The following is a 22410-nucleotide window of genomic DNA, read 5'->3' on the forward strand; positions in this document are numbered from 1 at the left end:
GACGAAGGAGGGAGAGAGATGACCGCGCAACGCAGACCCCCATCGCGCCCGTCGTCCGGGATCACACCGGCGGCGCCGCCCCGGCGCATCCGGCCGCGACGGACGGTCGGCGACGTGATCGCCGGCATCGCGGCGCTCATCGCCCTCGCCGCGCTGATGGGCGGCGTCCCCTATGCCCTCCTGCGTCTCGCGGGCCCGCCGCTGCCCGAGGAGCTTCTCAACGGAGACCTCCTGACCAGGCAGGTCAGCACCAGCACCGCTGTCGCCATCCTCGTGCTGCTGGTCTGGCTCACGTGGTTCCAGCTCGTGCTCTGCGTGATCGTCGAGGTGTACTCCGGCATCCGCCGTATCGGCATGCCCGTACGCGTGCCGCTCTCGGGCGGGCCGCAGGCGCTGGCCAACCGGCTCGTGTCCACGGCGCTGATGCTGTTCACCGTGTCGGCCGTCGCGATACCGATCGCGGGCATCGCCTCCGGCCCGCCGCCGGCCAGGCCCTCCGTCGTGGCGGCGGCTCTCACCGCTCCCATCCCCGAGGAGCAGGGCTCGCTCGACGTGGTGCGCCAGGTCAAGAAGGTGTACGTCGTCCAGCCTCCGCACGGGCGCCACCATGAGAGCCTCTGGGAGATCGCCGACAAGTGCCTCGGCGACGGACGGCGCTATCCGGAGATCTACCGCCTCAACCAGCACAAGGCGCAGCCCGACGGCACCCGGCTGCAGATGGCCGACCTGATCAAGCCGGGCTGGGTGCTCGACATGCCGGACGACGCCAGGAACGTGCACGTGGTCCCGGTGGACGAGCAGCGCGAGACGACGCTCAAGCGCCACCCGGGCAAGCCCGTCGAGATGGACGGCCGCACGCAGTTCGTCGCCCCGGACGCCACCGAACGCCAGGCCACGAAGGACCAAGGCACCGAACGACAGGCCATCAAGGACCCCGCCGGTGAGGGCCGGAGCGCGCTGGACGAAACCGCGAAAAAGGATGAAACGAAGGTCGTCCTGCCACCGCCCGCGCTGCCCCAGCGCACCTATCACCTTCCCGCCGTGCCGAAGGTGCCCCCGGTCTCGGCCATTCCCAAACTCCCGAAGGCGACCGTCTCCCCTTCCGTGAAGCCCGTGGAGAAACCCCAGAAGGCCGAAAAGATCGAATTACCGGAAAGGCCGGAGAAGCAGGACCAGGGCGGTGGCCTAGATCTCGTCGACTACCTGGCGGGCGGTTCGCTCGCGGCGGCCGGCCTCCTCGTGGCGCTCGGCCGGCGCAGGCGCGAGCAGCTCTGGCACCGCGCGTTCGGTCACCGCATCCCCCGGCCGAGGGGCGACGCCGCGGGCGCGGAGGTCGCGCTGCGCCTCGGCTCCGACGCCCCCGGCAGCCGCATGCTCGACAACGGGCTGCGCCTGCTCGGCAAGCTCCTGGCCGAGCAGGGCCGCGTGCCTCCGACGATCTACGCCGTGCACCTGTCCGCGCGGGGGCTCGACCTGTGGATCCACCCGCCGGAGCAGGACGCCCCCGAGCCCTGGGAGTCGCACGACGGCGGCCGCACCTGGCGGCTGCTCGCACACGAGGGCCGGGGCATCGACGAGCACGCGCTCGCCGACGCGCCCGCCCCGTACCCCGGTCTCGTCTCGCTCGGCGTCACCGAGTCGGGCCGGGTGCTGATCGACCTGGAAGCGGCGCACGGCGTGATCGCCATCGCCGGCCATCGCGTGCGCGACGCCCTCGCCGCGCTGGCCGTGGAGCTGGCGACCAACCGCTGGTCCGACCAGATGCGGGTCACGCTGGTGGGCTTCGGCAACGACCTGGCGACGATCGCCCCGCACCGCGTCCGGGTGGTGGGCACCCTGGCCGAGGCGCTGCCCGAGCTGGAGGCGAGGGCCGAGGAGATGTCCGCGGCGGGCACGCAGGTGCTCACCGGCCGCGTCCACGGCCGGGCCGCCGACCCCGTCTGTCCTCCGCATTTCCTGCTGTCCGCCATCGGGCCCGACACCGGGGAGGCCGCTCGCCTGGCGAAGCTCGGGCGCGTGGGCACCCGCATGGCCGCCGGGTACGTCATCGCCGGTGACGTGCCGCACCCCACCTGGACCTGGGAGATCACGGAGGAGGGCAAGGCACGGGTGGAGGCGCTCGGCGTCACCGTGGCGGCGCAACTGCTGCCCCGGCGCCACTACGACGCCGTCGTCGAGCTGTTCCGCACGGCCGAGCGCCGCGAGGGTGAGCCGGTGCGCGAGGACGAGGAGCCGCGCGAGTTCACCACCACGCCCTCGATCAACGTGCGGGTGCTCGGCCCGATCGAGATCGGGCCGGTGCCGCCCCTGGAGGAGGGCAGGGCCGAGCTGGCGTGCGAGCTGGTCGTCTACCTGGCCACCCATCCGGCCGGGGTGCATCCGGTCGTGCTCGGCGGCATCCTGTGGCCGCGCGGTGTGCAGGCCGTCGTGCGGGACGCGACGATCGCCCGGGTGGCCGAGTGGCTGGGCACCGACAGTGAGGGCAGGCCGAACCTCCGTACCGACGACACCGGGCGGCTGCGGCTCGGTCCCGAGGTACGGTCCGACTGGCAGCTGTTCCGCGAGCTTGTCCGGCGCTCGCACAACGACCCGAGCGCCCGGGCAGTGCTCCTGGAGAAGGCTTTGGGGCTGGTGCGGGGCCCGCTGCTCAACGGAAGGCCGCGCGGGCGCTATGCCTGGCTGGCGGCCGACGAGCTGGAGTACGAGGTGGCCGCGAGCGTGGCGGACGCCGCCCACAGGCTCTGTGAGGTGCGGCTCGCCCACGGCGACGCCGAGGCGGCCGTGGCCGCGGTGCGGGCGGGGCTGCTGCTGGCGGCCGACGACGAGGGGCTCTGGCGCGACCTGCTGCGGGCCGCGCACGCCACCGGCGACCCGCTCAAGCTGCGCGCCGTGGTCGACGGGCTGCACCGCCGGTCCTCCTCCCATCCCTATGGCGGAGGGATGGCCCCGGAGACCGAGTCGCTCATCGACGAGCTGCTGCCCACCTGGCGGCTGCATTCGATGCCGTCCGCGTGATCCACGGCGGCGACAAACCTGAGAAGTACCGATAAGCAGGAGAAAGGCGGCGGCATTGAGAGGGATGGGGCGCGCGGGTCAGGATGTTTCCCGCGAGTCATGCCGATACGCGCATAACGCTGGTTCGAGCTCCCGGCCCGTGGTTAGCGTCGTCGGCATGCGGATGCGGGCTGCCCTGGCCGCCGTCGCGCTGCTGGGCACCGGATGCTCGGCCGCCGGCGCGGAGCGCCCGTTCACCCCTGCCGACGGCCCCGCGTCCTCCGGCGCCACGGCCACCGACCCCTCAGCCGCCCCATCCGCCGCCGCCACGCAGGGCCCGCTCGGCGCTCCGCGGGTGCTGTCGACGCCGGGGGTGGAGAACGTCGAGGTCGCGCCCGGCATGAGCGTGTCCATCGAGTGGCCCTCCGGTCTCGACGGCGCGCAGCAGGCCATGGTCAAGGCCTTCACCGACGGCTACGTCGGATCCTGGAAGGCCGTCGTCACCGAGGGCAAGGACACCGCCTACCTCTCCGAGGTCGAGGACCAGGCCGGCCGGGACGCCTACACCTGGGTCCGCGGCTTCGTCGACCGGCGCGAGTCGGCCACCGGGTCCGCCAAGGTGTACGCCATGCGTGTGGCGTCGGCCTCCGGGCGGGGCGCCGAGGTCGACGCCTGCGTCGACGAGTCGGGCGTCCGGGTGACGGAGGCCGACAGCGGCCGTCCGATCGCCGCCCAGCCCGCATGGACCCGGCAGCCCACCTCGGTCTACCTCCAGGTCGCGGCCGTGCGGAAGGGCGACGACGGAGCCTGGCGGGTCAGGACCTACCTGCACGCCTCCTACCCCCACGAGCGTGCGAAGGAGTGCCGCCGATGAGATCGCTGTTGTCGTTCGTCCTGGCCGCCTCGCTGACGACCGCCCCCGTCCTCGACCCCGGAGGCCCGCGCGGCACCGGCTTCCAGGACGGTCGCACGAGCGGCGTGATCCTGCGCGACTCCAAGATCGTGCTGAGCGGCAACGGCCTCGGCGCCAAGAGCGACGGGTACCGCGTCAAGCGTCCCTGCTGGTACGAGCCCGGCGACAAGGCCGACGACATGCTGAACCGGCAGCAGAACATCAGGGAAGACTGGTTCCACACCCACCCGACCGGCACCGCCGAGGAATTCGACCAGTTCCTCAAGCAGTACAAGGACAAGGTCGGGCAGAACGGCCGCTGGTGGGCGCCCGCGTACAACGCCGCCGACCCCGACGGCCTCGCGTGCGCGACCGGCCTGCCCGGAGCCGTCTGGGTGCCGCAGGGGGCGACGCCGCCCGGCGGCATCACCCTCCAGGAGCTGTACGACCTCGCCCGTGCCGCGCTGACGGTGCCCGAGCCCAAGATCGAGCTCAGCCCCGTCGTCAAGAGCTACGTGAACCTGCCGACCTGGGTGTGGCTGACCGGCATCGGGGCCACCACCCGGTCGGTGACGGCCGAGCTGCCAGGTGTCATGTCCGCCACCGTGACCGCCACCCTGGCGAACGTCAAGATCGACCCCGGCACGACCGCCGACCGCGCCGAGGTGAGGCAGAACTGCGGTCCCACCGGCCATCCCTACGTGAAGGGCGGCACCTTCGACTGCGGGGTCCGCTACCTGCGCGCCTCGGTCGACCAGTCCCGCAAGGCGTACGTGCTCACGGTGACGACGGAGTGGCCGGTGACGGCCGCCGGCGGCGTCGCCTTCGCCTTCCAGCCGGTCCAGGCGTCCGCCGTCAGGGACGTCCCCGTGGGCGAGGTCCAGAGCATCGTCCGCGGCGACTCCTGACCGATCAGGCGAGCGAGGTTTTCGGTGGCGGCGAGTGCTTGGTCTTCCGGCGTGCCGGTGGTCTTACCTTGTGACCGCGCACTTGAGAAGGTGGACCGATGAGCATGCTGCACGGCCTCTTGAAGACGTACGTCGGCGACGGTTCGGTGCCGGGGGTGGTGGGCCTGGTGGCCCGGGGCGACAGGGTCGAGGTGGAGGCCGTCGGCTCTGCCGACGTCGACGGCACCTCCCCGATGGCCAGGGACACGATCTTCCGTATCGCTTCGGTCACCAAGATTCACCGAGTCAGACATTGCCGAGTATCCGCGTGACCTCTATCTCGATCACGACGCGTTCGGGGTTCTCCCGGGGCGCGCGGTAGCGCCGCGCGTACCGGAGCTCGGCGTCGGCGACCTCTCCGGGGTCGTCCCGGATCACGGCGCGCCCTTCCAGGGTGGACCAGCGCCGCCCGTCCACCTGGCAGACGGCGACCGGCGCGCCCGCAGGACCGGCGGCGCCGACCAGCCGGGCCTTGTACGACCCACGCGAGGTGATCACTCGGGCGATCGCCGTGCTCAGGTCCAGCGTCACCCCGACCGGTACGACATGCGGTGTCCCGTCGGGACGGATGGTGGTCAGCGTGCACAGGTGTCGTTCATGCCAGAACGCGCGGAACGGTTCGCCGCGCCCTATCAGGTCCGGGCGCAGGGCTTTCCCCGGCATTTCGTCACTCCAATCAATCGTCAGACGCACGACAGATTGAATCGCAGTGCGTACCGGCAGGAGGCTTCGCCTTGTCGAACACCCCGAGTCAGTTCTCCCGGCGGAAGATCATCACTAGCACGCGCAGGGCGAGGATCGAGGCGACCACCAGGAGGTTGTAGGCGAAGAGCTGATAAAGCGTGACCTGGGCGGTGACCTTCGGCCCGGTGTCGATGCCGAGGAGCAGGACGGCCATGATCCCCGTGGTCGCGGCCAGCACCGTCAGCAGCACCTGGTGCAGCATGCCGGTGACGTGCCTGCGGTCGCGCTCGTCGGCGAAGAGCCGCACGTTCACGCTGAGCCGCCCGTGCTCGGCCGCGCCGACGATGCGCTCCACCCGGCGCGGCAGCCTGCGCAGCATCGGAAGGAGCGTCACGACCTCGTCGGCGACGATCCGCCTGACCGTCGCGGCGTCGCGCTGCTCCGCGAAATGGCGGGTGGCGAACGCGCGTGCCTCGGCCACCAGGTCGAACCCGGGCGCTAGCCGGGTCAGCGTTCCCTCCACCGTGGACAGCGTGCGGAAGACGGCCGCCACCTCGGGTGGCACCGACAGGCCGTGGCCGGACACGATGCGGAACAGGTCGGTGAAGATCTGGACGCCCGCCGGCTGCCCGCCGCCGCTCATGTGGCGGGCCATGAACCGGCCGAGGTCGCGCTCCAGCCGCTGCTCGTCGATCTCGTCAGGGCGCGGTACGACCTCCAGCAGCGCGTCCGACACGCCGAGCGGGTCGCCCCGGTCCATCGCCAGCAGCAACCGCTGAAGAGACGCGCGCAGCGAGCCGTCCAGCCGTCCGACGGAGCCGAAGTCGAGCAGGCCGAGACGCCCGTCGGCGAGCAGCATGATGTTCCCGGGGTGGGGATCGGCGTGGAAGACGCCGTCCAGCATGATCTGCCGGAGCAGCGCGTCGAGCAGCGTGCGCGCGAGAGCGGCCTGGTCGCGTGTCTCCTGGCCCGGGCCCTCGCCGCCTTCGCTCTCGACCTGGCAGTGGCCCTGGCCGGTCAGCGAGATCGTGGCCGCCAGTGGCGTTCCCTCCAGGCGTTCCATCACCAGCACCCGGCGCCCGCAGAGCGGCACGTGCGGGGCGGGCACGTGCACCGCCGGGTCCCGCGAGCTCGCGGCGACGGCGGCCATGTTGGTGGCCTCCACCCGGAAGTCGAGCTCCTCGCGCAGCGCCTCGGCGAACCCGGTCGCCAGGTCGCGGACGCCGATCGCACGCCCCCACCGCGTACGGAGGTCCAGCGAGCGGGCGAGCCGCGCCATGATGTCGAGGTCCCGCTCGACCACCTCGGTGATCCCCGGCCGCTGGACCTTCACCACCACGCGGACGCCCGAGTGCAGCCGCGCGGCGTAGACCTGGGCGATCGAGGCCGACGCGAGCGGCTGCCGGTCGAACTCCGCGAACACCTCGTCGACAGTCCCCGGCAGCTCGGCCGCCAGCACGCGCTCGATCTCCTCCCACGGCGCGGGCGCGGCCCTATCCTGCAGCAGGGCCAACTCGTCAATGAACTCGGCGGACAGCAGGTCGGGGCGGGTGGACAGGATCTGGCCCAGCTTCACGAAGGTCACGCCCGCCTCGTCGAGCGCCAGGCGCAGCGACTGCGCGAGCCGTACGCGCCCATAGAGGGCGTCGACGTCCGGGCGGCGCCCGCGCAGATAGGGCGCCAGCCCGTGCCGCGCCAGGATTCGCACGATGGTGAAGTAACGGCGTGATCGGGAGATCCTGCCGCGCAGCGACCGGACCAGCTCGATCGGGCCGGGCAGCGACCCGGTCGGCACCAGGGCTTCGGCGACCGCCAGGAACACCATCGCCGCGAGCAGCGCGCACGCCACCGCCAGGATCAGGAACCACAGTGGTGCGAGGCTGGGGTCGTCCCGTGTCACCGATCCCGCCAGCGCCTGGGCGATGGGCCCGGCCAGCAGGAAGGCCAGCGCCCCACCCAGGAACGCGCGGAACGTGCCGAACCGTAGGTTGAGCAGCCGCCGCGCGACCACCGCGAACCCGGCGATCATCACGGTAGTCGTGACAGCGATGATGGTCGTGACCAGGAGATCCACCGGGAGTCCTCCGTGCGATCCTGCGTGGGGCCGCGTGGCGGCGTTCGTCGATGCCGCGCAGACCCTATCGTGCTGATTTGCGCGATTTCACCGGTTCCTCACGGGCGCCCGCGTGTGCTCAGGCGTCCGGGCGATGGGATCGTCCTGGTGGGATGTCAGAGCGCGTGCTCGTGCTTGAGGAGCCACTCCTTGACCGGCGGGCCGTAGTAGTAGCCGCCGAAGCCTCCTACGGAGGGGAGCACGCGGTGGCAGGGGACGAACGGGGCGATGAGGTTCTGGGCGCACGCCGACCCGGCCGCCCGTGCCGCCGTCCTCAGCAGCCCGGCTCGCTCGGCCAGCTCGGCGTAGCTCACCGTCGTGCCCGCCGGCACCGCGCGCAGCGCCGCGAGCAGCCGCTGCCGGGTCGGCGTGCCCGGCTGGTCCAGCTCCACGGTGTCGAGCGCGAACAGGTCGCCGTCGAGGTAGTCCCGTACGGCCTGCGCGGGCTTGCCGAGGTCGTCGACGGTCTGGAGGGGGAACGCGGTGAGCGTTCCCGGCAGCCGTACGTACATCTCCGTGGGGTCGGCGGTGAACCCCGCGGCGACCAGCACGCCGTCGTGCACCAGCAGCGACAGCGGCCCGGTCGGAGTGGGCAGTACCTGCGCGTCGATCGTCGCGTTCATGACTTCTCCGAACTCCAAAGGTGAAGGGCGGCGTACGCCCGCCAGGGGCGCCAACGCTCGGTGTCGTCTTCGGGAATGTCGAGTGCTTTCATGGCCCGCTGCAGGCCGAGGTCGTCGGCCGGCCAGGCGTCGGGGTCGCGCAGGGCGCGCATCACGATGTAGCCGGTGGTCCACGGCCCTATGCCCGGGATGTCCATGAGCCTGGACGCGGCCTCGGCCGGGTCGGCCCCGCCGTCGAGGTCGAGCTCACCTGAGGCCGCCTTCTCGGCGAGGATCTTCAGCGTGGTGACGCGCCTCCCGGTCAGCCCGAGCCCGGACAGGTCGGCCTCCGCCAGCCGCTCCGCGGTGGGAAACAGCAGACGCGGCCCATCGGCGTCCCCACTGACCGGAACGCTTCCGGCATCATCGCCCACCTGGGCCGGCGCTCCAGTGAGTGCCGTGGTGCCGCCGGGTGATCCGTTGCGGGCGGCGATGTCGCAGGGTTTGGCCGGGGCGCCGGCGCGGGCGGCGATGCGGCCGAGCAGCGTCCTGGCCCCCGCGACCGAGACCTGCTGGCCGACGACGGCGCGTACCGCCAGCTCGAAGCCGTCGAAGGCCCCCGGAACGCGCAACCCCGGACGGCGCTCTACGAGCGGACGTAGCGCGGTCGTGCTCAGGGCGTCGGCGATGGCGCCGGGGTCGGAGTCGAGATCGAGCAACCGGCGGCACCGGGACACGATCCGCGCCAGGTGGCGGGTGTCGTCAAGGGTCACCGACAGCCTGACGTGCCCGTCGGCCGGAGCCAGACTGATCACTCCTCCGGGCACGGCGCGGCGGTAGCAGGAAGGGCTCACCTCCTCGACCCCCGGGATCGCCCGGGCGGTCAGGAAGCCGAGCAGGGTCTCCGCGTCGTACGGGGGCCGGTAGTTCAGGCGCAGCGTGAGCGCCGCCGGCATGCCCGGAGTGACCCCTCCCGGCCGCGGACCGGGTGTGGCTCTGGGCGAGGTGGCGCGCCGGGAGCCCGGGTCGGTGGTTCTCGCGGAGGTGGCGCGGGTGAGCGGGCCAGAGGTGGTACGGAGATCGCTGGGCGCGAAGCCGTACGCCTCCTTCATCGTGGCGTTGAACTGGCGCACGCTGCCGAACCCGGCGGCGAACGCGACATCGGTGATCGGCAGCGGGGTCTCGGTCAGCAGTTGCTTGGCCAGCAGCAGCCGCCGGGTTCTGGCCACGGCCAGGGGACCGGCGCCGAGCTGGGCCGTGAAGAGGCGCAGGAGGTGGCGTTCTGTGACGTGCAACCGGCTCGCGAGGCCCGCGACGCCGTACTCGTCGGCCACGCCGTCGTCGATCAGCCGCAGCGCCCGTCCGACGAGGTCGGCGGCGACGTCCCAGCCGGGATCGCCGGGGCTGAGCTCGGGGCGGCAGCGGCGGCATGGACGGAACCCCGCCGCCTCGGCGGCGGCGGCGTGGCGGTAGAACCTGACGTTCTGCCGCGCGGGCGTGCGGGCGGGGCAGATGGGGCGGCAGTAGATGCCTGTCGAGGTGACGGCCGTGTAGAACCGCCCGTCGAACCTCGTGTCGCGAGCGCTCGCCGCCCTGTAACAGGAGTCGAAGTCGAGGGTCTGGTGTGGTGTCACAGCTACGACGTTATGCCCTGTTCAGGCCGCACGACTGGCGGGAATCGGACCTTGCCGTCGGCCGGTTTCACTTCGTGGAAATGCCGACGCCCAGGTCGAACTCGCGGTAGACGCGGGCCCAGAAGCCGTCGCGCAGCCAGACCCTGGCCTCGGGGTAGGGGCGCAGGGAGTGGCCGAGCTCCTTCTCGGCCTCGATCAGCAGCTCGGTGTCGATGACCGTCGGCAGCAGTGGGCCAGGGAGCAGGTCGCGGATGTTGTCGCGGCCACGCGTGAGGATCCACTTCTGCGCGACGTGCTCGCCGACCTCCTCGACCCTCGGACGGCTCGGCCCCAGTTTGGTGACCTGTCCGGGGTGCTTGATGGCCGGTTTGGCGCTGAGCGCGGTGCGGCCGGCGAACACCTGGGCGGGCGACGGCGGCGTGGGCGCGGTGGCGGTCACCACCTGGGCGGCGCGGTTGAAGTAGGGGCGCAGGAAGTCGGCCCCCAGCTCCTCGACGGTGTCGGACTCCCATACGAGACGCTCGGCCTGGTTGGTTCCATAGGGAGGCTCGACGCCCCACAGATGGATGCGCACGCCGAACGTCTGGGCGGCCTCGACGGCGGGCACCATGTCCTCGTCTCCGGCGATCAGCACGGTGTCGCTCACCGCGTGGTGCCGGGCGAGCGCCTCCAGGTCGCTGCGGATCTGCGCGTCGACGCCCTTCTGCTGCCCTCGGGCGTTGAGGTTGCCGAGACGCACCTTGACCCACGGAAGCTGCGCGATCACGCGCTGGTCGACGGTGGGCACGCGGTCGCGGGCGGCGTCGTACCAGTAGACGCGCAGCAACTCGCCGGGGATGCGCTCCATCGCGTGCTTCTTCAGAGCTTGGATCAGCTCGTCGGCCGCTACGCGATATTCCTTGCGCTCCTTGGCACCCAGGATGACCTCGCCCGCCGCAGCGTAGAGATAGCCGACGTCCACGAGAACGGCGTATTTCGCCGCCACGGGATGCGGTGTGAGGTCCGGGATTGCCATGCTCTCCTCCAGGCCTCGGTCCTAGGCAATGATCGGCTGACTATATTCCCCCATTTCTAGATAGTCCCAACTCTTAGCTCGCTTGACACCCACTTCCAAAGATCTAATGGGGCCGTGAGCTTGCTCGCCACGCTCCCGGGCCCGTGGGGAGCGCCCTTCTCAGCTGGTGTGATGGGTTACGCCACGTTTCGCGGGTTCGAGTGGTTCGTACCTCGTTCGTCGGTCTTGTCGCGACCGCGACCGCGATCACGAGCGCCGCCACCTCCTCCGGAGTGGCGTCCCCGTGAATGATCCTGAGATAGGGCTGATCCATGGACGCCTCCTACAGGGGGATGTTGCCGTGCTTCTTCGGCGGCAGGGTCTGGCGCTTGTTGCGCAGCACGCGGAGGGCCCTGACGATCTTGACCCGGGTGTCCGAGGGCCTGATCACCGCGTCGACGTAGCCCCGCTCGGCGGCGAGGTACGGATTGGCGAGCATGTCCTCGTAGTGGGTGATCAGCCGGGCACGTTCGGCCTCGGGGTCGTCCGCCGTCGCCAGCTCGCGCCGGTAGAGGATGTTGACCGCGCCCTGGGCTCCCATCACGGCGATCTGCGCCGTCGGCCACGCCAGGTTGATGTCGGCTCCGAGGTGCTTGGACCCCATGACGTCGTACGCGCCGCCGTACGCCTTGCGGGTGATCACCGTGACCAGTGGCACCGTCGCCTCGGCATAGGCGTAGAGCAGCTTGGCGCCGCGCCGGATGATCCCATTCCATTCCTGATCAGTACCCGGAAGGAAGCCCGGCACGTCCACGAAAGTAAGGACGGGAATGTTAAAGGCATCACAGGTGCGGACGAAACGCGCGGCCTTTTCCGAGGCGGCGATGTCCAGCGTGCCCGCGAAGCTCATCGGCTGGTTGGCCACGACTCCCACCGAGTGGCCCTCGACCCGGCCGAAGCCCACGACGATGTTCGGCGCGAACCCCGCGTGGATCTCCAGGAATTCGCCGTCGTCCACAACGTGCTCGATCACCTGGTGCATGTCGTACGGCTGGTTCGCCGAGTCGGGAATGAGGGTGTCGAGCTCGTGGTCGACGTGGGTGACGGTCAGGTCGGCGGGGGAGTCGAACACCGGGACCTCGTCCATGTTGTTGGACGGAAGGTACGACAGGAGGGCCCTGGCGAACTCCAGGCAGTCGGCCTCGTCGGCCGCCTCGTAGTGGGCCACGCCCGACTTGGAGTTGTGGGTGTGGGCGCCGCCGAGCTCCTCGAACGTCACCTCCTCGCCGGTGACCGTCTTGATGACGTCAGGACCGGTGATGAACATGTGGGACTTCTCGCGCACCATGAGCACGAAGTCGGTGAGCGCCGGGGAGTACACGGCGCCGCCCGCGCACGGGCCCATGATCAGGGAGATCTGCGGGATCACCCCCGAGGCGTGGACGTTGCGCTTGAAGATCTCGGCGTAGAGGCCGAGCGAGACGACGCCCTCCTGGATGCGCGCGCCCCCGGAGTCGTTGATGCCGACGACCGGGCAGCCGGTCTTGAGGGCGTGGTCCATGACCTTGACGATCTTCTCGCCGAAGACCTCGCCGAGCGAGCCGCCGAAGACCGTGAAGTCCTGCGCGAAGACCGCCACGGGACGGCCGGCCACGGTGCCGTACCCGGTCACCACGCCGTCGCCGTACGGCCGCTCGTGCTCCATGCCGAAGCTGGACGACCGGTGCCGGGCCAGCTCGTCGAACTCGACCAGCGATCCCTCGTCGAGGAAGGCGACCAGCCGCTCGCGGGCGGTCATCTTGCCCTTGGCGTGATGTTTCTCCACCGCACGCGAGGATCCTGCGTGGGCGGCCTCGTCGAGGCGTCGCTCCAGGTCAGCGATCTTTCCCGCGGTGGTGTGCGAATCGATGCCGTTGACGTGCGGAACGGGCTCAGCGCTCATGCCCGTAGGTTAGTCCTCCCCTCAGATCGCCTGTCACCCGGAACCGTCCTTGGGCCCCCGATTAGAGTGACGGCATGACCGATTTCGCCAGTGGGCCCGGCTCGGCCGCCTCAGCGGGCTCCACCGGCCCTCCGGAAGCGGTCCGCACACGGGGGCTCTACAAGCGGTTCGGCCGCCAGGTGGCGGTCGCCGGAGTCGACCTCGTGGTGCCGCGCGGCAGCTTCGCCGGCCTCGTCGGGCCGAACGGCGCGGGGAAGACCACCACACTCAGCATGATCACCGGCCTGCTCATGCCCGACGCGGGCTCGGCGGAGGTCGGCGGGGTCGACGTGTGGCGTCACCCGGTGGCGGTCAAGGCCCATGTCGGCGTGCTCCCCGAAGGCCTGCGGCTCTTCGAACGGCTCTCCGGGCGTGAGCTGCTCTCGTACAACGGCCAGATCAGGGGCATCCCCAAGGAGGAGGTGGCCCGGCGTGCCGAGGAGCTGCTGAACGTCATGGACCTCGCGGCCTCGGCCGACAAGCTGGTCGTCGACTACTCCACCGGCATGCGCAAGAAGATCGGCCTGGCCGCCGCCCTGCTGCACAACCCCAAGGTGCTCTTCCTCGACGAGCCCTTCGAGGGGGTCGACCCGGTCAGCGCCAACACGCTGGTCGAGGTCCTCCAGCGTTACACCTCCTCCGGCTCGACCGTCGTCTTCTCCAGCCACGTGATGGAGCTCGTCGAGCGCCTCTGCGACTGGGTGTCGGTGATGAACCACGGCCAGATCGTCGCCCAGGGCACCCTGAGCGAGGTACGGGGCGGGCACACGCTCAACGAGGCCCTGCTCGACCTGGTCGGTGTGCGTGGCACCGGCGACGAGGGCCTGTCGTGGCTCGGATCCTCGCCCGCGTGAACACGGCCGCGATCCGTATGAACTCCGCATGAACTCCGTATGAACGAGGAGCGCCCGAGCCGAGAGGGGCCGGCATGGCCTGGCTGTTCGTCCGCCTGAAGCTGCGCCTGATCGCCGGGAACCTTCGCGGCGACACCATGCGCCAGGTCGGCTTCGTCTTCACGATGATCGCGGCGTTCATGGTGGGCTGCGGGGGGCTCCTTCTGATGAGCCTGCTTCGGCTGGCTCCCGCGGACCTCGCGCTCGACGCCGGAGTGGTGCTGTTCACCCTGCTCACGCTGATCTGGGTGATCGGCCCGCTGCTCGTCTTCGGCGTGGACGAGACGCTCGATCCCGCGCGGCTGACCCTGTTCCCGCTCACCGCCCGCCAGATGGCCGTCGGCATGTTCGCCGCCTCGGCCACCGGCCCGTGGCCGCTGGCCTCGCTGTGCTTCCTGGCCGGCGCCGTCGTCGGGCTGTCGCGGAGCCTCACCGGGGTGCTGATCGGCCTGGTCGCCGTAGTGCTGCAGGTCGCGCTGTGCCTCGTCGCGTCGAGGGCCGTCACCACGGCGCTCTCCCGCGTGCTCCGCACCCGCCGGGGCCGTGACGTGCTGGCCGTGGGCGTCGTCTTCGTGATCCTGCTGACCCAGCTTCCCAACCTGCTCCTGAACCGCGGCTTCGGCGGCGATCCCCGGGAGTTCGTCGCGAACCTGGCCTCGCTGGTGCGGTGGGGGCCGCCCGGGATGGCCGCGCACGCCATCGCGGACGGCGGGCTCCTCGGGCTGGCCGAGATCGTGATCGTGGCCCTGGTGGTGCTCGTGCTCGGCCGGCTGTGGATCGCCGGGCTGAGCAGGGCCATGGTCACCGCCGACTCCTCCACGCAGATCGGCTCGGTACGCCGAAGCCGCTTCGACGGCCTGCTCCCCGGGGGCGCGCTCGGCGCCGTCGTGGCAAAGGAGCTCAAGTACGTCCGCCGCGAGCCACGGGGGCGCATGGGCTGGATGGCGGCCATCGGCTTCTCGGGAGTGCTGATGTTCTCCCTGAGCGGCGGTCCCAACGGCCTGGACGGATCGGCGCTGGCCGTCGCCCCGGCGTGCATCGGGGCGCTGATGATCGGGCTCCAGGCCGCCAACGCGTTCGGCATCGACGGCCGCGCCCTGTGGATGAACGCCATCGTGTACTCCTCCGACCGCGACCTGCGCACCGACTTCGCCGGGCGGCATCTCGCCATCTCTCTGGTCGCGGTGCCGCTGCTCGCCGTGCTGTCGGTCGCCGCCGCGCTGGTCGCCGGGCACCTGCCCTGGGCACTGCCCGCCGTGCTGACCGCGAGCGGGCTCCTGCTGGTCGCCCTCGGCGTGGGGGCCGTGACCAGCGTGATCCTTCCCTACACCTATCCCGACCGGATCAACGCCTTCACCAGCGCGGCTCCCGGCCAGGGCGGGGTGGCGTTCGCCGGGTCGTTCGGCGCGATGCTCGGCACCAGCATGCTGGCGTTCCCCGTCGTGCTGCCGGTCTTCCTCGGGGTGACCTGGGTCGCCGCGCTGGCCGTGCCGTACGGGCTGGTGGTCGCGCTCGCGGGGCGGCGGCTGGCCGCGTCCATCGGGTACGCCCGCCTGCCGGACCTTCTCGGCGCCGTCTCCCGGCCCGCCTGACCGCCGCCGCCGCGCGCACACTGGTCTAGTCCAATAGGTGAGACCGGTATCCAGGTGACAGGGCCGACTGGATACCCTTCCTGGTATGGCCGCCATCGCTTCACAGCAGGCAGACCGTTCTCCTGTTGAACGCCACAGTGCCGTTTCCGAGATGCCCGACGAGCTGCGCGCGGACGTGCGCATGCTGGGCGAGCTGCTTGGCCGGGTGATCGCCGAGGACGGCGGGCCCGACCTGCTGGCCGACGTCGAGCGGCTGCGCAAGGCGGTGATCGCGGCGCGTAGGCGCGAGATCTCCGTCGACGAGGTGGCCGCGATGGTCGCCGGGTGGTCGATCGACCGCAGCGTGCAGATCGCCCGGGCCTTCACGTGCTACTTCCACCTGGTTAACCTTGCCGAGGAGCACTTCAGGATCCGCACTCTGAGGTCCAGAGACACCGGCGAGGCGACGCTGCCCGAGTCCTTGGCGCAGGCGGTGAGCGAGCTGAAGCAGGACCTCCGCCCGGAGGAGCTGACCAAGCTGATCTCCGAGCTGGAGTTCCGCCCGGTGCTGACCGCGCATCCCACGGAGGCGCGCCGCCGCGCGGTCGTCACGGCCATCCAGCGGGTCAGCGTGCAGCTCGCGGAGTACAACGCCCCCGACAGAGGAGCGCACGAGCGGCAGGAGGCGCACCGCCGCCTGCTCGAAGAGATCGACATGCTGTGGCGCACCGCCCAGCTCAGGCACACCAAGCTCGACCCGCTCGACGAGGTCCGCACGGCCATGTCGGCGTTCGACGAGACCCTGTTCCGCACGGTCCCGCGCATCTACCGGTCCCTGGACACCGCGCTCGCCGAGGGCTCAGGCACCCGCGAGCCGCAGGCCAAGGCCTTCATCCGCTACGGAAGCTGGATCGGCGGCGACCGCGACGGCAACCCCAACGTGACCGCCCGGGTCACCCGCGAGGCGGTGCTGATCCAGGCCGAGCACGTGCTGACCGCGCTGGAGAACGCCGCCACCCGCATCGGCCGCACCCTCACCGCGTCCTCCCTGTACGGCGCGCCGAGCAAGGGGCTGCGCGACGCGCTGGCCGCGGCGGCCGACGACCATCCGGAGCTGGTCTCCGAGCTGGGCAAGCGCTCGCCGCGTGAGCCGCACCGGCAGTGGCTGCTGTTCGTGGCCGCCAGGATCGCCGCCACCCGCCGCCGCGACCTCGACCTCGCGTACCGCTCGCCCGACGAGCTGCTGCGCGACCTGCGCACCTGCCAGGCCTCCCTGGTGGCCACGGGCGCGACCCGCCAGGCGTACGGGGAGATCCAGCACCTCATCTGGCAGGTCGAGACCTTCGGGTTCCACCTGGCCGAGCTGGAGGTCCGCCAGCACTCGCAGGTGCACGCCCAGGCACTGGAGGAGATCAGGGCCGGCACGACCTCAGAGCGCACCGAGGAGGTCCTGGCGACCATCCGCATGATCGCCTGGATCCAGGAGCGGTTCGGCGTCGCGGCCTGCTCGCGGTACGTCGTGTCCTTCACCCGGTCGGCCGGCGACATCGCGGCCGTGTACGAGCTCGCCGAGCACGCGCTCGGGGGTCGCACCCCCGTCCTGGACGTCGTGCCGCTGTTCGAGTCCGGGGAGGACCTCGCCAACTCGGCCGACGTGCTGACCGGGATGCTCGGACTGCCCGCCGTCCAGAAGCGCCTCGCCGTGAACGGACGCCGGCTTGAGGTCATGCTCGGCTACTCCGACTCGGCCAAGGAGCTCGGCCCGGCCGCCGCCACGCTGAAGCTCTACGACGCGCAGGCCGAGCTCGCCGCCTGGGCCCTCACCAACGACGTCAAGCTGACCCTCTTCCACGGCCGGGGCGGCGCTCTCGGCCGGGGCGGCGGCCCCGCCAACCGGGCCGTACTGGCCCAGGCCCCCGGGTCGGTCGCCGGCCGGTTCAAGGTCACCGAGCAGGGTGAGGTCATCTTCGCCAGGTACGGCCACCCGGCGATCGCCCTGCGGCACATCGAGCAGGTCACCAACGCCGTGCTGCTCGCCTCCACCCACTCGGTCGAGGCCCGTACGGCCGAGGCCGCCGCGCGCTTCCGGCTGCTGGCCGAGCGGGTCGCCTCCGCCTCCGAGGGCGCCTATCGCTCGCTGACCGAGGCGCCCGGGTTCCCGGAGTGGTTCGGCCTGGTCAGCCCCCTGGAGGAGATCGGCTCGCTGCGCCTCGGCTCCCGCCCCGCGCGGCGCGGGCTCGGCGCGCCCCGGTCCCTGGACGACCTGCGGGCGATCCCGTGGGTGTTCGCCTGGGCCCAGACCCGTGTCAACCTTCCCGGCTGGTACGGCCTCGGCAGCGGCCTCCTCGCCGCCACCCGCCCGGAGTCCGCCTCCAATGGCGCCGGGTCGGAGGCCGGGAACGGGGTGGAGCCTGGGCCGGGACTGGAGGAGCTGCGGCGGGCGTACAACGAGTGGCCGCTGTTCGCCTCGCTCCTCGACAACGCCGAGATGTCCCTCGCCAAGACCGACCGGCAGATCGCCGCCCGTTACCTCGCGCTCGGCGGACGGCAGGACTTCGCCGACCAGGTGCTCGCGGAGTACGACCTGACCCGCAAGCTCGTCCTCGCCATCACCGGGCACTCCCGGCTGCTGGAGAGCAGGCGCGTGCTGTCCCTGGCCGTACAGCTCCGCGACCCCTACGTCGACGCGCTGTCCCACCTCCAGCTCCGCGCGCTGTCGGCCCTCCGCGCCGAGGAGAGCCTCTCCGACGACGAACGGGAACGCCTCGAAACCCTCCTCCTCCTGAGCGTCAACGGCGTGGCCGCGGGCCTCCAGAACACCGGCTGAGCAAGGGCGCGCCCGCTTTCGGAGTGGCGAATGTGAGTCAGTCGCCGTGCCCGGGGGCGGAGGTGATGCGGTCCGGGCCGGCGTAGATGTTGAAGCGTTCGCCTCGCAGGAAGCCGACGAGGGTCAGGCCGAACTCTCTGGCCAGGTCGACGGCCAAGGAGGAGGGGGCGGACACGCCGCAGACCATGGGCAGGCCCGCCGCCAGGGCCTTCTGCATGATCTCGTAGCTGGTCCTGCCGCTGACCAGGAGGAGGAACGAGCTGAGCGGCAGCCGTTCGGACATCAGGGCCCAGCCGACGAGCTTGTCCACGGCGTTGTGCCGCCCGACGTCCTCCCGCAGCGCGAGCAGCGATCCGTCGGCTGTGAACAGCCCCGCCGCGTGCAGGCCCCCGGTCTTGCCGAAGATGCCCTGCGCCTTCCTCAGCCGGTCGGGCAGCTCGTACAGGACCTCGGCGGGCACCGGCGGAAGCGGCACCTCCGAGGAGGCCGGTTCCAGGCAGGCGTGGCGGTCCCGGAGCGCTTCGAGGCTGGCGGTACCGCAAACGCCACAAGCGCTCGATGTCAGGAAATGTCGTTGCATAGTGGGTAGGTCGGGGAGCGTCGCTCCGCGCAGCCGTACCGTGACGGTGTTGTAGCGCGCCTCAGGCGGGAGGTCGTCGTCGGTGCAGTACGCGATCGAGGCGATGTCCTCCGGTGCCGCGATGCCCTCGCCCGACAGGAACCCGGCCGCCAGCTCGAAGTCGGCGCCGGGTGTCCGCATGGTGATGGCCAGGGTGCGGGTGGCGCCCCCCGCCGTGATCCGGATCTCCAAGGGCTCCTCGGTGGCGAGATCGTCCCGCCGGTCGCGTGCGGCCCCGCCGGAGACCTCGCGTACGCGAACCCGAGTCGTCGGCCCCGGCCGCACATGCCCGGCGGAGGTCCTCACCTGATCTTCACGACCGTGCTTCTCCGCCCCCCGGGCGCCCCGGGCATGGTCCTTCGGAGCGTGGCCGGTGGTCATGGCGCGGTCTTTCTGAGCGTGACGACGGCGTTGTAGTCGGGGATCCGCGCGTCGGGGGAGCGGCGGGCGACGTCCAGCAGGACGTTGCCCTCCGGCCAGTGGATCTGCAGGTTGCCCGGCGTCAGCGGCGCCCGCATCACGCGCCCGGTGAACCGTCCGGCGGCGCCGGTCAGCTCCACCTCGGCGCCGTCGGGCAGCCCGAGCCGGTCGGCGTCGTACGGGCTCATCAGCACGGCCTCGCGGGTGGCGCCGTTGAAGCCGTCACGCCGCTCGTGGACCATGCTGTTGAACTGCTTGCCGCGCCGCGTGGCGACCATGAACGAGCCGTCCGGGCGCTCCAGCCGGGGTGGCTCGACGGGCGAGAAATGCCCGAGACCGTCGGCGGTGGGGAAGCGCCCGCCGGGACAGAGGTGCCGCCCGCCGTACTGCACGTTGTCGCCGAACTTCGCGAGCCCGGCGATGCCCGCGTAGAACGGCACGGCGTCCTCGATCTCCCGCCGGATCTGCGGCGTGCCGTCCGGATAACGGATCTTGTCCGCCAGCTCAGGCCGGGCGCGGGCGGCCAGCTCGGTGAAGATCTTCCACTCCGGCCACGCCTCCCCGATGCGCGGCCCCCGCACCTCGGGGGAGAAGATGACGCGGCGCTCGGTGGAGGTCTCGGTCACCCCGCCCTCCATCTCGTACCGCGTCTGGGCGGGGAGCAGGAGGACGTCGCCCTCCGACTCCACCAGCATCTGGCTGGACAGCACGATGTCGACGTGGACCCGGAGCGGGAGCCGGGACAGCGCGTCGCGGCAGTAGGCCGGGTCGGGCAGCACCTCCAGGAAGTTGCCCCCGGAGGAGATCAGCACGTCCAGCTCGCGCTCGTGGGCCGCGTCGATCATGTCGGTCGCGGTGAGCCCAGGCGTGGAGGGAACCTCGAAGCCCCACTTCTCGCTGAACCTCCCGGCGTTCTCGGGGGTGATCGGCAGGCCGCCGGGGAGCCCGGTGGCGTAGGCGCCCATCTCGGCGCCGCCCTGCACCCCGCTGTGCCCGCGGATCGGCATGAGCCCGCAGTTGTCCCGCCCCACGAAACCCCTGGCGAGGGCGAGGTTCACGATCGAACGCACGTTGTCCTCGCCGTACGAGTGCTGGGTGATGCCCATCGACCACACCAGCACGGCTGACTTCGCCTCGCCGAGCAGCTTGGCCAGCTCGTACATCTGGTCGCGCGTGGCGCCGCTGAGGGCCTCGAGCGTCTCCCACGACTGCCCGGCGACGGCCGCCCGTACGTCCTCGAAGCCCGAGGTGTGCCGGTCGATGAACGCCTTGTCCAGCCAGTCGTTCTCGACGAGGTGCTTGAGCACGCCGTTGAGGAAGCCGATGTCGCCGCCGACGTTCACCCCGAAGAAGTCGTCGGTGATCTTCGTGCCGAACAGCGCGGACTCGGCGTTGGACGGCACCCAGTAGCGCTCCATGCCCGGCTCGCGGTAGGAGTTCACCATCGCGATGCGGGTGCCCGCCTTCTTGGCGTGGAAGAGGTACTTCATCGCGACGGGCTGGTTGTTCGACGGGTTCGACCCGATGAAGACGATCAGGTCGGAGCCGATCCAGTCGGTGTAGGAGCAGGTGGTCGCGGCGGCCCCGATGGTCTGCTTGAGCGCGACCGTCGAGGGCGAGTGGCAGATGCGCGCCGCGTTGTCGACGTTGTTCGTGCCGAGCGCCCGCACGGCCTTCTGCGCCGCGAAGTAGTTCTCGTTGGGGACGCCCCGGCTGGTGAGGTACACCCCGAGCCTCGTGCCGCGGAGGTGGGACGCGGCCAGGCCGAGCGCATCATCCCAGCTCACGCGGGTGAAGCCGGGCTCGCCCTTGCGCCTGAGCATGGGGTACGGCAGGCGGCCGAGGTCGCGCAGCTCCGCGCTCCTGAGCTTGGCCAGCGGGGCCACGTCGGCCAGCACCGAATGGTCCAGCGGGGGCATGGTGTTCAGCTTGAGCAGCCGCAGGCGGATGTTGCACAGGTGGATCTCGTCCATGGTCCAGTCGCGCATGCCCCGGGTGCCGAGGGCGCAGCCGTCGCAGGTGCCCTCGTTGAGGATGCGCCAGGCGAAGCGCCGGTTGCCCTTGACCGACCGGAACGCCTTCCACAGCTCTAGATAGTTGTTGGGCTTGCGCTCGCCGATGCCGAAGGGCTTCCAGCTCGCCCAGTTCCGAGGGTCAAGACGCTTGCTCACCGGACGTTCACCTGTTTCTTCTGCCTGCCTGCCTGCCGGTCATCCCCGGGGCGTACTCATAGGATCACCTTTCACCCGGTTTTGACTAACCCCGGATCACGCCGGCATCGGAGGCCGGTTGGTCACCCACGGTCAAAATTATGGTGGCGGTACGTAGTGTTCGCTGGTCATAACGGTAAGCGGGCCTCGCCGCTCCGCGCGAAGGAGGAGGATGGAGACGTGCTTGACTCGCCGTACACCGATCTCGACCGGCCGCCGCTCTCGCAGGCGGCGCTGACCCGCGCCGTCATCCGGCCGGGCGGCCTCTGGTCCCAGCTGACCGTCGTCGACCGCACCGGGTCCACCAACGCCGACCTGGCCCAGCTCGCCCGCGACGGCGCGCGCGAGGGCGCCGTGCTGATCGCGGAGCTCCAGCTTGAGGGGCGCGGCCGGCTCGGCCGCGTGTGGACCGCTCCCGCGCGCTCGGGGCTGACCTTCTCCCTGCTGCTGCGCCCGGCGGTCCCCCCGGCCAGGCAGGGGTGGATCACCCTGCTGGTGGCCCTGGCCGCCGCGACCGCCATCCGCCGCGTCGCCGGTCTCGACGTACGGCTGAAGTGGCCGAACGACCTGCTCGTCGGCGAGCGCAAGATCGCGGGCGTGCTCGCCGAGCGCGTAGAGGGCGCGGTCGTCGTCGGCATGGGGCTCAACGTGTCGGTGCGCGCCGACGAGCTGCCGGTCACCACCGCCACCTCGCTGGCCATCGAGAACGCCGAGTGCACCGACCGCGACCCCCTGATCAGGGCCGTGCTCCGGGAGATCGAGTCGCACTACCGCGACTGGCTGGCGGCCGACGGCGATGCCGACGCGTGCGGGCTGCGGTCCGCCTACACCGCGATGAGCGCCACGGTCGGCCAGGAGGTGCGGGTCGAGCTTCCCGGGGAGCGCCTGCTGAGCGGCGTCGCCACGGGCGTGGACGGCTCCGGCCACCTGGTCGTGCGTGCCGACGGCGTCGATCACGCCCTCAGCGTGGGCGACGTGGTGCACGTGCGGCCCGCCCCGCGCTAGGACGGCTCTTCACGTCAAGATCGG

Annotated in this window: 17 protein-coding genes; 8 read left to right on the top strand and 9 right to left on the bottom strand. The window is 71.2% G+C overall.

What is annotated here, in order from left to right:
- Positions 1-18 precede the first annotated feature (18 nt).
- From ACOZ38_RS06395 to ACOZ38_RS06410, 4 genes are all read left to right on the top strand, one after another.
- On the top strand, positions 19-3015 hold the full coding sequence (locus ACOZ38_RS06395; protein ID WP_424529199.1) for a BTAD domain-containing putative transcriptional regulator: 2997 nt from the start codon (positions 19-21) through the stop codon (positions 3013-3015).
- A 157-nt stretch (positions 3016-3172) separates the two neighbouring features.
- Positions 3173-3868, top strand: coding sequence for a hypothetical protein (locus ACOZ38_RS06400; protein WP_424529200.1), 696 nt, complete (start codon positions 3173-3175; stop codon positions 3866-3868).
- Positions 3865-4794, top strand: coding sequence for a hypothetical protein (locus ACOZ38_RS06405; RefSeq protein ID WP_424529201.1), 930 nt, complete (start codon positions 3865-3867; stop codon positions 4792-4794). The genes ACOZ38_RS06400 and ACOZ38_RS06405 overlap by 4 nt, the downstream gene beginning before the upstream one ends.
- 98 nt (positions 4795-4892) lie before the next feature.
- Positions 4893-5105 carry a serine hydrolase gene (locus ACOZ38_RS06410; protein ID WP_424529202.1) on the top strand — a complete coding sequence of 71 codons (213 nt, stop codon included), beginning with the start codon at positions 4893-4895 and terminating at the stop codon, positions 5103-5105.
- On the opposite strand, the gene ACOZ38_RS06415 is transcribed toward ACOZ38_RS06410, so the two are convergent.
- From ACOZ38_RS06415 to ACOZ38_RS06445, 7 genes are all read right to left on the bottom strand, one after another.
- Positions 5080-5496, bottom strand: a complete 417-nt coding sequence (locus ACOZ38_RS06415; protein ID WP_424529203.1) for a TIGR03618 family F420-dependent PPOX class oxidoreductase — start codon at positions 5494-5496, stop codon at positions 5080-5082. The two genes, ACOZ38_RS06410 and ACOZ38_RS06415, sit on opposite strands and share 26 nt — an antisense overlap.
- Positions 5497-5584: 88 nt before the next feature.
- Positions 5585-7591 (bottom strand): ABC1 kinase family protein, encoded by a 2007-nt coding sequence (locus ACOZ38_RS06420; protein ID WP_424529204.1) that lies wholly within the window; start codon positions 7589-7591, stop codon positions 5585-5587.
- Between the two features lie 155 nt (positions 7592-7746).
- Positions 7747-8253: a methylated-DNA--[protein]-cysteine S-methyltransferase gene (locus tag ACOZ38_RS06425; RefSeq protein WP_424529205.1), complete on the bottom strand. Its 507-nt coding sequence runs from the start codon at positions 8251-8253 to the stop codon at positions 7747-7749.
- Positions 8250-9866 carry a DNA-3-methyladenine glycosylase 2 family protein gene (locus tag ACOZ38_RS06430; RefSeq protein ID WP_424529206.1) on the bottom strand — a complete coding sequence of 539 codons (1617 nt, stop codon included), beginning with the start codon at positions 9864-9866 and terminating at the stop codon, positions 8250-8252. Before ACOZ38_RS06430 ends, ACOZ38_RS06425 begins: the two co-directional genes overlap by 4 nt.
- A 67-nt stretch (positions 9867-9933) precedes the next feature.
- On the bottom strand, positions 9934-10881 hold the full coding sequence (locus tag ACOZ38_RS06435; RefSeq protein ID WP_424529207.1) for an NYN domain-containing protein: 948 nt from the start codon (positions 10879-10881) through the stop codon (positions 9934-9936).
- A 103-nt stretch (positions 10882-10984) separates the two neighbouring features.
- Positions 10985-11194 carry an acyl-CoA carboxylase epsilon subunit gene (locus tag ACOZ38_RS06440; protein WP_424529208.1) on the bottom strand — a complete coding sequence of 70 codons (210 nt, stop codon included), beginning with the start codon at positions 11192-11194 and terminating at the stop codon, positions 10985-10987.
- Positions 11195-11203: 9 nt separating this feature from the next.
- The gene (locus ACOZ38_RS06445; RefSeq protein ID WP_424529209.1) at positions 11204-12802 is read right to left on the bottom strand and encodes an acyl-CoA carboxylase subunit beta; all 1599 of its coding nucleotides are present in this window, start codon (positions 12800-12802) and stop codon (positions 11204-11206) included.
- A 74-nt stretch (positions 12803-12876) separates the two neighbouring features.
- On the opposite strand from ACOZ38_RS06445, the gene ACOZ38_RS06450 reads away from it, so the two are divergent.
- The 3 genes from ACOZ38_RS06450 to ACOZ38_RS06460 all read left to right on the top strand — a co-directional run bounded on the left by ACOZ38_RS06450 (position 12877) and on the right by ACOZ38_RS06460 (position 18132).
- On the top strand, positions 12877-13695 hold the full coding sequence (locus tag ACOZ38_RS06450; protein ID WP_405144807.1) for an ABC transporter ATP-binding protein: 819 nt from the start codon (positions 12877-12879) through the stop codon (positions 13693-13695).
- 74 nt (positions 13696-13769) lie between these two features.
- Positions 13770-15326: a hypothetical protein gene (locus ACOZ38_RS06455; RefSeq protein WP_405144808.1), complete on the top strand. Its 1557-nt coding sequence runs from the start codon at positions 13770-13772 to the stop codon at positions 15324-15326.
- Between the two features lie 85 nt (positions 15327-15411).
- Positions 15412-18132: a phosphoenolpyruvate carboxylase gene (locus ACOZ38_RS06460; RefSeq protein WP_424529210.1), complete on the top strand. Its 2721-nt coding sequence runs from the start codon at positions 15412-15414 to the stop codon at positions 18130-18132.
- A 37-nt stretch (positions 18133-18169) separates the two neighbouring features.
- Here ACOZ38_RS06460 and fdhD read toward each other — a convergent pair whose 3' ends face one another.
- Positions 18170-19057 carry a formate dehydrogenase accessory sulfurtransferase FdhD gene (gene fdhD, locus ACOZ38_RS06465; protein WP_424529211.1) on the bottom strand — a complete coding sequence of 296 codons (888 nt, stop codon included), beginning with the start codon at positions 19055-19057 and terminating at the stop codon, positions 18170-18172.
- A 71-nt stretch (positions 19058-19128) separates the two neighbouring features.
- Positions 19129-21342, bottom strand: coding sequence for an FdhF/YdeP family oxidoreductase (locus tag ACOZ38_RS06470; RefSeq protein ID WP_424529212.1), 2214 nt, complete (start codon positions 21340-21342; stop codon positions 19129-19131).
- A gap of 219 nt (positions 21343-21561) precedes the next feature.
- On the opposite strand from ACOZ38_RS06470, the gene ACOZ38_RS06475 reads away from it, so the two are divergent.
- Complete coding sequence (locus tag ACOZ38_RS06475) at positions 21562-22386, top strand: biotin--[acetyl-CoA-carboxylase] ligase (protein ID WP_424529213.1); 825 nt, start codon at positions 21562-21564, stop codon at positions 22384-22386.
- The last annotated feature ends 24 nt before the right edge of the window (positions 22387-22410 follow it).

Source organism: Sphaerisporangium viridialbum (assembly GCF_049674955.1).
In the GTDB taxonomy this organism is placed as follows: Bacteria; Actinomycetota; Actinomycetes; order Streptosporangiales; family Streptosporangiaceae; genus Sphaerisporangium; species Sphaerisporangium viridialbum.

Excerpts from the sequence above, each read along its gene's own strand:
- ACOZ38_RS06415 (WP_424529203.1), bottom strand. The coding sequence starts at position 5,496 with ATGCCGGGGAAAGCCCTGCGCCCGGACCTGATAGGGCGCGGCGAACCG.
- ACOZ38_RS06425 (WP_424529205.1), bottom strand. The coding sequence starts at position 8,253 with ATGAACGCGACGATCGACGCGCAGGTACTGCCCACTCCGACCGGGCCG.
- ACOZ38_RS06450 (WP_405144807.1), top strand. The coding sequence starts at position 12,877 with ATGACCGATTTCGCCAGTGGGCCCGGCTCGGCCGCCTCAGCGGGCTCC.
- ACOZ38_RS06400 (WP_424529200.1), top strand. The coding sequence starts at position 3,173 with ATGCGGATGCGGGCTGCCCTGGCCGCCGTCGCGCTGCTGGGCACCGGA.
- ACOZ38_RS06440 (WP_424529208.1), bottom strand. The coding sequence starts at position 11,194 with ATGGATCAGCCCTATCTCAGGATCATTCACGGGGACGCCACTCCGGAG.
- ACOZ38_RS06435 (WP_424529207.1), bottom strand. The coding sequence starts at position 10,881 with ATGGCAATCCCGGACCTCACACCGCATCCCGTGGCGGCGAAATACGCC.
- ACOZ38_RS06410 (WP_424529202.1), top strand. The coding sequence starts at position 4,893 with ATGAGCATGCTGCACGGCCTCTTGAAGACGTACGTCGGCGACGGTTCG.
- ACOZ38_RS06395 (WP_424529199.1), top strand. The coding sequence starts at position 19 with ATGACCGCGCAACGCAGACCCCCATCGCGCCCGTCGTCCGGGATCACA.
- ACOZ38_RS06455 (WP_405144808.1), top strand. The coding sequence starts at position 13,770 with ATGGCCTGGCTGTTCGTCCGCCTGAAGCTGCGCCTGATCGCCGGGAAC.
- ACOZ38_RS06405 (WP_424529201.1), top strand. The coding sequence starts at position 3,865 with ATGAGATCGCTGTTGTCGTTCGTCCTGGCCGCCTCGCTGACGACCGCC.
- ACOZ38_RS06460 (WP_424529210.1), top strand. The coding sequence starts at position 15,412 with ATGGCCGCCATCGCTTCACAGCAGGCAGACCGTTCTCCTGTTGAACGC.
- ACOZ38_RS06445 (WP_424529209.1), bottom strand. The coding sequence starts at position 12,802 with ATGAGCGCTGAGCCCGTTCCGCACGTCAACGGCATCGATTCGCACACC.